Origin of the sequence: Caballeronia sp. INML2, from assembly GCF_023631365.1 — a bacterium.
GTDB classification, from domain to species: domain Bacteria; phylum Pseudomonadota; class Gammaproteobacteria; order Burkholderiales; family Burkholderiaceae; genus Caballeronia; species Caballeronia turbans.
Genome location: NZ_JALQDH010000078.1, coordinates 1 through 9,730 on the forward strand (window position 1 = coordinate 1; position 9,730 = coordinate 9,730).

The window sequence follows — 9,730 nt, forward strand, 5'->3', positions numbered from 1 at the left end:
CGACCGCACCTATCCGACCGCTCGTCGATTGACCAGGTCCGTCCGTCTGCCTCGCCGAGATGCCTCACTTGTTTTCGGACAGCCTCGACCCTGAACTGCCGTTCGAATCTGCGCAGCCGTAACGGTCGGTCCCAAGTTGTAGCCGCCCATCATTCAGCTACGATCCCCAGCCAGCGCTTCCCAGGATCAAGGCAAAACTCTTCGCCCTGAATTTTTCCGACGACGAGTTCAATCCCGACTCGCTACAGGTCCTCGAGAGACTTGTTCCGACGCTTCAGCAGGGCCGGTTCGTCGTGCAGCAGGGCACATCGTCGTCGCCGGGACATTTCACCATGACGCGTCCCGACCTGTGGGCGCAGCATGTGGGCGGATTCTTGCAATGGCTGGGCGATACGCCCTCACAAACAGGCAGTAGCGCTGCCCTATAGGTACGAAAGAACGGTCGCCTTCGACGAGCATCGGCATCGGCATCGGCATCGGCGGATGGAGCAATACTCGCCCCAGTGCCGAATGACCGTGTGCCGGGTTGACCTGTATTCGGAGAGTCCAAGCAACGCCACGGACGAAGGTATCGAGTCGGGCGAACTGATGCGCATTTTGCCAGACTACTGGCGTCCCGCCGACGTGTGGGCCATATCGACGGCGCGTTCGTCAGCATCTGCGAAAGTGCGCGTGGCCGTGGATTTTCTGCGCAATCAACTCAGCGCGGGTTCATTCGCGTTGCGGCGGCTGTCGTGAAACTCGTCAGCCAGCGATTCTTAGCCGGGCAGCTGCATTTGTCGTGCGCGCGACGCAATGTAGGTACCAGGCCAGCTCGAGTCGATCCAGTTCGGTCCGCCAAGCGGAGTCAATGGCCGTCCTGAGTTCCTTCGACCATGCGCCAGGGACGCCTACTTGGGCCGCACACCGGGAGGAAGTCAAAGGTCACGAAGTCTGCTCATGCAGTCTCGCTGCCTGAGGAATCGCGGTGGTAGCGCGTCGTCGACGACGAAATCGTTGGGCTTGATCTTCAACTTTGCGGATCTTCTTTTTCGCTCTTGTGCAGGAAACGGGAAGGCATGCAGAGGAAGCTACGTAAGGTCGAGCCGATGTTGGCATCTACTCAGACGATACGGGCATTCCACACCACGATCCCTGCGGACCACACAAGCAACGCGACACCGAGCGGCTTGCCGATGAACTTTCCCAAGCGCAAATTCTTCTCGGCCGCCATGATCGCACCCAGCGCAAGCATCCAGCCAACGCTTCCTGTGCCGACGGCGAACATCAGCAACATGAGCGCCCAGCAACAGCCGATGCAGAAAACGCCGTGTCTCGCCCCGAGCAGAAAGCTCTCGCGGCACGGATTCCGGCCGTGCCAATGCTCGATGAGGAACATGAGCGGCGAGCGGCATTTGTCAAGACAACGGTGTTTGAACGTGCTGAATTGATAGACGCCAGCCAGCGCGACGATGGCGGCGCCGATCAGCCACCCCTCCGCGAGCAGCGTCGTCGATCGCTCCACGAGCAGATGGAGTGCGGCATCGAAGCCATGCGCGACAAGCCCGAACGCGGCCCATGCAGCCGCGTAACCAGAGATGAGCAACGCGACTAGCGTGCGCCCTTTGGTGCGTGAGAGGGTCATCCGCCTGAAGCAGTCGAACAAAGGAAAAGCGGTCGGCAACATCATCGCCGCGATCATCAGGAGCCATGCGGCGCTGTGCAGCGACGCTACGATCGTGACGCTGGCAGCGGGCACCGCGCGACATATCGGGCCAACGCCCGGCAGTTCGCTCCAGCTCGCATGATGCAGGTAGCGCGCATACGGCCCAGCATCCCACGACCATAGCGCGATCCACGCACTTGCTATCAAAGTGGAAAAGAGCAACGCGAAAAGCCGCGAGCGAAGGCGCATCTTCACGACGTAAAGCTGAACGATCCCTGAATGGCGTTATGCCCCGTCAAGTCGAGATCAAGATTGAGGGCTTCGTGTCGCAGCCGAAACGAGTTCGCCCGGCCGACGAAGGCGGGCGATCCGGGTATCGTCGAGAAGATGCTATCGACAAGTTTCGTTGGCTCTCCCGTTGGACCCCGATAGGGCTCCAGTTCGGCCTCGATGGTTTCGCCGACCTTCATCCTGCCCTTGCCGTCGACGACCGAATATTCAATCACAGCCCGTTCCACCGATACCATCTCGCCGATCAATTTCACGATATCCGCAAGCGGTCCACCGCGTTCGCCACGGTGCGCGCTCACCAGCGCGTTGAATTGCGCCTCGCTTGCTTGCTCGTCGACATACATTGCGACGCGCCAACCGCCTTTCAGCACGTTGCCAGGAATGAACGCGGCGAACGCGACCGTCACCCCGGACACATCGATATCGTCGATCAAGCCTTGCTCGTAGTGGTAGGCGATCGCGCTCCGGCATATGCCGTTGTCGGGATCTTCCCCAATCCAGCACGGACATAGCACGTTGCATTCGCACACTTCAAGAATGCTGCCCCTCACTCGATAGCTCATATGCGCCTCGTTTGCTGGTTGACTTCAGCCACGAAGAACGTCGTGGGACACTTCTTGTTGTAGGTGTTAAGCGGTCGGGAATCAAAGTCTCCCGAGAAGCGTTTGAATTAAGGGGTTTATTCAGTCACTGCCTTTTCCGCACCGCGAAAAAGCGAGCGGCTGCGTGGGGCAAGCTCGAGCCCGGGGGCTACATGCGTTTCGTCCGACTTCCGTGATCCCCTCTCGTTGCCAGCTTCCGTCAATGCGGTTACCGAGACCATCTGCTCAGCTCGAACCTTCAGATCATCGATGATCCCCAGACGCTCATCCTCTCGCTCCAAGTTCATGCTCGCCACTTCGTCCAGCCGCTTTTGGCTCCGAGCATCTTTGCGATACCGAAAATCGTATTGACAAAGCTCGGTGCTGCCATCCTCGATCTCCCCCACCCGCCGACGATGTTCTCTAATTCTTCCTGTCGTAAGGTTTACCCCGATTTAAACAAAAACCAACAAAAGGGACATTTTGGCTGCTGCATGTAATCGATGTGCAACCCAACTGACGCCACCTTAAAGCGCCGGCTTCTGCGACTGGCGTCGCGCACGCCGCAAAGGAGAGCGATTTGGTCCTGGAACTGGAGCGAGTCAGTGTCGTTTCTGGCGGGCAACCGTATCTTTACGGCGTGGATTTGCGCCTCGTCCCCGGCGCCATCAATGTGCTTCTCGGACCCACGCAGGCTGGCAAAACCGCGCTGATGCGCGTCATGGCGGGTCTGGACAGGCCGAACGGCGGCCGAGTGCTCGTCGACGGCCAGGACGTGACAGGCGTCAGCGTGCGCCAGCGCAATCTCGCGATGGTCTATCAGCAGTTCATCAACTACCCGGCGATGACAGTTTCCGAAAACATCGCCTCGCCTTTGCGCCTGCAAAAAACCGACCCTGCCGAAATCCGCCGGCGCGTGCAGGAAGTCGCAGCCAGACTGCATATCGACCATTTGCTGGAGCGGCGGCCAGGTGAACTGTCGGGCGGCCAGCAGCAGCGCTGCGCGCTCGCGCGCGCACTCGTGAAGCGCACGTCGCTGGTGCTGCTCGACGAGCCGCTCGTGAATCTCGATTACAAACTGCGCGAGGAATTGCGCATGGAACTGTCTACGCTCTTCGCTGACGGCAAGACGACCGTCGTCTACGCGACCACCGAACCTCTCGAAGCGCTACTGCTGGGCGGCTATACGGCAATCGTCGATAAAGGCCGGGTTCTGCAGTTCGGTCCCACTCTCGATGTCTATAACGCACCGGTCAACGTCGCGGCCGCGGCCGTTTTCAACGACCCGCCTATGAACATGCTGACGAGCGACTGCGGCAACGGCCGCGCGCGTCTGCCGATCGGCGTGGAGGTTCCAGTCCAGCACGGTCCCGCGGCGAACGGCGCATGCCGCATCGGCATCCGGCCGGGGCACCTGCGTCTTCAGGCGAAGTCCTCTCATGCGATCGCCGTTCCGTGCCGGCTCGAACTCGCTGAACTGAGCGGCTCGGAAACGTATCTGCACTTGCGCACGCTCACCGGCGCGGTCGACCTGGTTGCGCAGTTGCAAGGCGTGCATCAGATCGAGCTCGGCACGCAGCTCGACGTTTTCATCGACCCTGACGAACTGTTTGTGTTCGGCGCGGATACCCAACTGGTGTCCAGCCCGGAGGCGGCTTATGGCGTGCATTGAGTTCCAGAATCTCGCGCACGCGTACAGACCGAGCCCCGCGACTCTCGACGACTACGCGCTTCAACCCATGAGCATGGTCTGGGATGCCGGCGGCGCTTATGCGTTGCTCGGGCCATCGGGTTGCGGCAAGACCACGCTGCTGAATATCGTGTCGGGGCTCGTCAAGCCGTCGGAGGGCAAGGTGCTGTTCGACGGACGCGACGTGACGGCGCTCGGCGCGCGCGAGCGCAACATCGCCCAGGTGTTCCAGTTCCCCGTGGTCTACGACACGATGACCGTGTTCGATAACCTCGCGTTTCCGCTGCGCAATCGCAAGATGTCAGCCGCCGAGGTCACGAAGCGCGTGCACGAAGTCGCGGATATCCTCGATATGACGCGCGACCTGCCGAACAAGGCGAGCAATCTGGCCGCCGACGCCAAGCAGAAAATCTCGCTTGGGCGCGGCCTCGTGCGAAAGGACGTCGCGGCGATTCTCTTTGACGAACCGTTGACTGTGATCGACCCCGCGATGAAGTGGATCCTGCGGCGGCAGTTGAAGAAGATCCACCAGCAACTCAAGCTCACGCTTATCTACGTGACGCATGATCAGGTAGAAGCGCTGACTTTCGCCGATGAAGTCGTGGTGATGACAAATGGCCGCGTCGTTCAGAAGGGCGGAGCCGATGCGCTTTTTCTGCGGCCGGATCACGCGTTTGTTGGCTACTTCATCGGCAGTCCGGGCATGAATCTCTGTCCGATCGAGCTCGACGCCGACGGCGCAAGAATCGGCTCGCAGCGCTTGCCGCTCGACGCCGGTACGCTTGCGACGCTACGTGGCGCGCATCAGCAGGCAAACGGCGCGCTCAAGCTTGGGATTCGCCCGGAATTCGTCCGCCTTTCGCAAGAAGGAGGAGCCGGCGCGGTCAACGCGCGGGTGCTGCGCGCGCAGCAGCTCGGCAACTATCAACTGGTTACCGCGCAATGCGACGGCAATGTGTTCAATGCAAGGCTCGAGCCGCATGTGCGGGTTGTCGACGGACCTGCCTGGCTGCATCTCATTGCGCCCGAAACCGTGTTCTTCTGCAATGACGAAAGAATCGAAACACGCATCTCCGAAGGGGCCGCGCGATGAACAAGCCCGTCAATCAGAAAGCGTGGTTGCTGGTCATTCCGGTGTTCATCTGCGTCGCGTTTTCCGCGATCCTGCCGCTGATGACGGTGGTCAACTATTCGGTGCAGGACATCATCGGCCCGACGCAGCATGTGTTCGTCGGTACGGAGTGGTTTCGCAACATCATGACCGACCCGGATTTGCGCGAAGCGCTCGGCAGACAGGTCATTTTCTCCGCGTGCGTTCTGCTGTTTGAGATTCCATTGGGCGTGGGCCTCGCACTTTCGATGCCGGCTTCGGGATGGCGCGCATCGGCCACGCTCATCGTGCTTGCCATGCCGTTGCTGATTCCATGGAACGTGGTGGGCACGATCTGGCAGATCTTCGGGCGCCCGGATATTGGACTGCTCGGTTACTGGCTCAATGGTCTTGGCTTCGACTACAACTACACGGCGAGTCCCACGGCCGCATGGCTCACCGTGCTGGTGATGGACATCTGGCACTGGACCCCGCTCGTCGCGCTGCTCTGCTATGCGGGCTTGCGGGCGATTCCGGACGCCTTCTATCAGGCCGCGGAAATAGATGGCGCAAGCCGTTTTGCGGTATTCCGCTACATCGAATTGCCGAAGATGCGCGGCGTGCTGATGATCGCCGTGCTGCTCCGCTTCATGGACAGCTTCATGATCTATACCGAGCCGTTCGTGCTGACGGGCGGCGGTCCCGGCGACTCCACAACCTTCCTCAGTCAGTATCTGACACAAAAAGCGGTCGGCCAGTTCGATCTTGGCCCGGCCGCGGCTTTCTCGCTGATCTATTTCCTGATCATCCTGCTTCTGTGCTTCATTCTCTATAACTGGATGAGCCGCGTGGGCAAAGGTGGCCTCGCCGCGCAAGGAGACGACCATGCAGGATAGGCGCCGCTGGACGCGGACGTTGATGCTCGTCGTCTATATGCTGTTTGCGCTGATACCGCTTTACTGGATGTTCTCGATCTCCCTGCGCACAAACGAGGAGACCATGTCGACGTTCGCCACGCTGCCGCAGCACGTGACGTTCGAAAACTACAAGGTGATCTTCACCGATCCTTCGTGGTACTGGGGCTACATCAATTCGATCATCTACGTGCTGATGAACACGGTGATGTCGGTGCTGGTCGCGCTGCCCGCCGCGTACGCGTTCTCACGTTATCGATTTCTCGGCGACAAGCACATGTTCTTCTGGCTGCTCACCAACCGCATGACGCCGCCCGCCGTATTTTTGCTGCCGTTTTTCCAGCTCTATTCGAGCGTCGGCCTGACCGACACGTACATTGCCGTCGCACTTGCGCACATGCTGTTCAACGTGCCGCTTGCGGTGTGGATTCTCGAAGGCTTCATGTCGGGCGTCTCGCGCGAGATCGACGAAACCGCGTACATAGACGGCTATACGTTTCCCGCATTCTTCGTGAAAATCTTTCTGCCGCTCATCAAGTCGGGCGTCGGCGTCACGGCTTTTTTCTGCTTCATGTTCAGCTGGGTCGAACTGCTGCTCGCGCGCACGCTGACTTCGGTCAACGCGAAACCTATCGCTGCCGTGATGACGCGCACCGTGTCGGCGGCCGGCATGGACTGGGGCGTGCTGTCGGCGGCGGGCGTGCTGACCATCGTTCCAGGCGCGCTCGTGATCTACTTCGTGCGCAACTACATCGCGAAGGGTTTCGCGATGGGGAGAGTGTGATGTTCACGTGGATGTACTGGACGCCCGAGGTCGCAATCTTCTTCGGCTGCATCGTCGTTATGCTGGGCGGCATGACGGTATGGGAACTGCGCTCGCCGACTCATGAACGCAAGGGCTTTCTGCCTATCGCGACGACTCGCGGTGATCGCCTGTTCATCGGCCTGCTAGCTGCCGCGTATGTGAATCTCGCGTGGCTCGCAATCAGCGCCGAGGGCTCGAGTTCCTGGCCGGGCTTCGCAGCCTCGGTGCTGGTGTTGCTCGCAATCATGTGGAAGGGCTAGAAAGCCGAAGCATGCAATGAAGACTGGCAACTGCCGGTTCCGCTGATGCCCCCAGCGGGCGCCGACAAGATCGAAGGGGCACGGAAGACACAGGAGAAGACCATGCATCAGAGGAGACGGATCGTCGCGCTGGCAGTGGCAAGCATCGTGTCTGGTGCCTTCGCGAACCAGGCTGTGGCGGGCACGCCTGAGGCGCAGAAATGGGTGGATAGCGAGTTTCAACCGAGCACGCTTTCGAAACAGCAACAGATGGACGAGATGAAATGGTTCATCGACACCGCGGCGAAACTCAAATCGCAAGGCGTCAAGGAAGTGCATGTAGTATCGGAAACGATTGATACGCATACCTACGAATCAAAAACGCTTGCCAACGCGTTTAGTGAAATCACCGGCATTAAGGTGAAGCACGACATCATTCAGGAAGGGGACGTCGTCGAGAAATTGCAGACCTCGATGCAATCCGGGCAAAGCATTTACGACGGCTGGATCTCGGACTCGGACCTGATCGGCACGCACTATCGCTATGGCGTGATCGTTCCGCTATCGGATTACATGGCAGGCGAAGGCAAGGAATATACGAACCCCGGTCTTGACCTGAAAGACTTTATCGGCACGAGTTTTACGACCGCGCCGGACAAAAAGCTTTATCAGCTTCCCGACCAGCAGTTCGCGAACCTTTACTGGTTCCGCGCGGACTGGTTCGCACGCAAGGACTTGCAGGACAAGTTCAAGGCGAAATACGGCTACGATCTCGGCGTTCCGGTCAACTGGTCCGCGTATGAAGACATCGCCGAGTTCTTTACGAACGACGTGAAAACTATCGACGGAGAAAAAGTTTACGGCCATATGGATTACGGCAAGAAAGACCCGTCGCTCGGCTGGCGCTTCACGGACGCATGGCTTTCCATGGCGGGCGCAGCCGACAAGGGCATTCCGAACGGCATGCCCGTCGACGAATGGGGCATTCGCGTGACGCCTGACGGCTGTCATCCGGTAGGCGCGTCGGTGTCGCGCGGCGGTGGCACCAACAGCCCGGCAGCAGTCTACGCGACGACCAAATACATCAACTGGCTCAAGAAATACGCGCCGCCAGAAGCGTCCGGCATGACTTTCAGCGAAGCGGGCCCTGTGCCCGCGCAAGGCCGGATCGCGCAACAGGTGTTCTGGTACACCGCGTTCACGGCGTCGATGCTCAAGCCGGGCAACGTTACGAATGCGGACGGCACGCCGAAGTGGCGCATGGCGCCGTCCCCGCACGGCGCTTACTGGAAGGACGGCATGCAAAACGGCTATCAGGACGTCGGCTCGTGGACGTTCTTCAAGTCGACGCCGCCGAATCAGCGCGCCGCCGCGTGGCTGTACGCGCAGTTCGTGACGTCGAAGAGCGTGTCGCTCAAGAAGTCGATTGTCGGTCTCACGTTCATTCGCGACTCCGACATTCATAGCGACTACTTCACGAAAAACGCGGACAAGTACGGCGGCTTGATCGAGTTCTATCGCAGCCCTGCGCGCGTCGCGTGGACGCCGACCGGCAACAACGTGCCCGACTATCCAAAGATGGCGCAACTCTGGTGGAAGAACGTTGGCACCGCCGTCGCCGGCGAAAAAACTCCGCAGGCTGCAATGGATAACCTCGCGAAGGAAATGGACCAGGTGTTGGCCCGTTTGCAGCGGGCCGGCATGAAGGTTTGCGCGCCGGAGCTGAATGCGCAAAGCGATCCGTCCAAGTGGCTGTCGGACCAACACGCGCCGTGGAAGGCGCTCGCCAACGAAAAGCCGAAGGGCGAAACAGTGAAGTATGAGCAACTGCTGTCGGCGTGGAAGGCGGGCAAGGTGCGGTAAGTCTTCTGACGGGGCTCGGTGCTCTTATGAATGGGCGGCACTTGATGGTGCCGCCTTTTATTATCGCGTCCCGTTGAAGAACTGCATCCGCACCAGCGCGGCGCCCACGTCGAGACGCTGCATGCAGTTGCGATCCGCGCCATCCGGTCGCCGATCACGGTATTGCCTGCCAAGCAGCGACGATTTGCGTCGACGCTAGGTCACCATGTTATGAAGATGCGGACAACATCTGGCCGCAGAACTTATGAAATGTGCTTTCGCAACTTCCGGAAAGATCGAGCCGTCAAGCGCTGAGCGAGGCCTCATGCGTCCAGCATCCTGAAAGGCGGCTCGAGTTCTTCGCCATTAAGCCGCGCAATGGCCCAATCGACTGCGAAGTAGGCCGCCGCGCGGTCAGACGCGAAACGACCGATGCCCGAGCACGCCTTCGCGCTGATGATGGCGTTGCGCCGCAATCTCGTGCCGTATTGGCGTGACATTTACGCCGGAGGCGGGAGCGGCTCGCCCACCTTCTATGCGGAACTGCATCCGGTCGTGGATCTCTACGGCTCGACGCTTGGCATCATCGGGTCGGGGCATGGCGGCAAGCGCATCGGCCAACTCGCCGAGGCG

Annotated in this window: 9 protein-coding genes and 1 pseudogene; 8 read left to right on the forward strand and 2 right to left on the reverse strand. The window is 60.0% G+C overall.

The genetic code is table 11. The features are described 5' to 3' along the window. Positions 1 to 483 precede the first annotated feature (483 nt). Positions 484 to 738, forward strand: coding sequence for a hypothetical protein (locus NCT32_RS26750; protein WP_143756355.1), 255 nt, complete (start codon positions 484 to 486; stop codon positions 736 to 738). A 364-nt stretch (positions 739 to 1,102) separates the two neighbouring features. Here the strand turns inward: NCT32_RS26750 and NCT32_RS26755 are convergent, their stop codons facing one another. Both NCT32_RS26755 and NCT32_RS26760 read right to left on the reverse strand, forming a co-directional pair. After that, positions 1,103 to 1,894, reverse strand: coding sequence for a DUF2182 domain-containing protein (locus NCT32_RS26755; RefSeq protein WP_061119036.1), 792 nt, complete (start codon positions 1,892 to 1,894; stop codon positions 1,103 to 1,105). Between the two features lie 2 nt (positions 1,895 to 1,896). Beyond that, on the reverse strand, positions 1,897 to 2,499 hold the full coding sequence (locus tag NCT32_RS26760; protein ID WP_061119035.1) for a DUF1326 domain-containing protein: 603 nt from the start codon (positions 2,497 to 2,499) through the stop codon (positions 1,897 to 1,899). 598 nt (positions 2,500 to 3,097) lie between these two features. On the opposite strand from NCT32_RS26760, the gene NCT32_RS26765 reads away from it, so the two are divergent. From NCT32_RS26765 to NCT32_RS26795, 7 genes and pseudogenes are all read left to right on the forward strand, one after another. Further along, a complete protein-coding gene (locus NCT32_RS26765; protein WP_061119033.1) occupies positions 3,098 to 4,189 on the forward strand; it encodes an ABC transporter ATP-binding protein in 1,092 nt (363 codons plus the stop codon). After that, entirely contained in the window at positions 4,176 to 5,300 is a 1,125-nt protein-coding gene (locus NCT32_RS26770; RefSeq protein ID WP_061119032.1) for an ABC transporter ATP-binding protein, read from the forward strand. Before NCT32_RS26765 ends, NCT32_RS26770 begins: the two co-directional genes overlap by 14 nt. Next, positions 5,297 to 6,193 (forward strand): carbohydrate ABC transporter permease, encoded by an 897-nt coding sequence (locus NCT32_RS26775; protein ID WP_061119031.1) that lies wholly within the window; start codon positions 5,297 to 5,299, stop codon positions 6,191 to 6,193. The genes NCT32_RS26770 and NCT32_RS26775 overlap by 4 nt, the downstream gene beginning before the upstream one ends. Continuing rightward, entirely contained in the window at positions 6,183 to 6,995 is an 813-nt protein-coding gene (locus NCT32_RS26780; protein ID WP_061119094.1) for a carbohydrate ABC transporter permease, read from the forward strand. Before NCT32_RS26775 ends, NCT32_RS26780 begins: the two co-directional genes overlap by 11 nt. After that, a complete protein-coding gene (locus tag NCT32_RS26785; RefSeq protein ID WP_061119030.1) occupies positions 6,995 to 7,276 on the forward strand; it encodes a DUF2160 domain-containing protein in 282 nt (93 codons plus the stop codon). The genes NCT32_RS26780 and NCT32_RS26785 overlap by 1 nt, the downstream gene beginning before the upstream one ends. A 102-nt stretch (positions 7,277 to 7,378) precedes the next feature. Further along, a complete protein-coding gene (locus NCT32_RS26790; RefSeq protein ID WP_061119029.1) occupies positions 7,379 to 9,118 on the forward strand; it encodes an ABC transporter substrate-binding protein in 1,740 nt (579 codons plus the stop codon). A gap of 411 nt (positions 9,119 to 9,529) precedes the next feature. Beyond that, positions 9,530 to 9,730, forward strand: a pseudogene (locus NCT32_RS26795) (glycerate dehydrogenase); the annotation flags it as partial.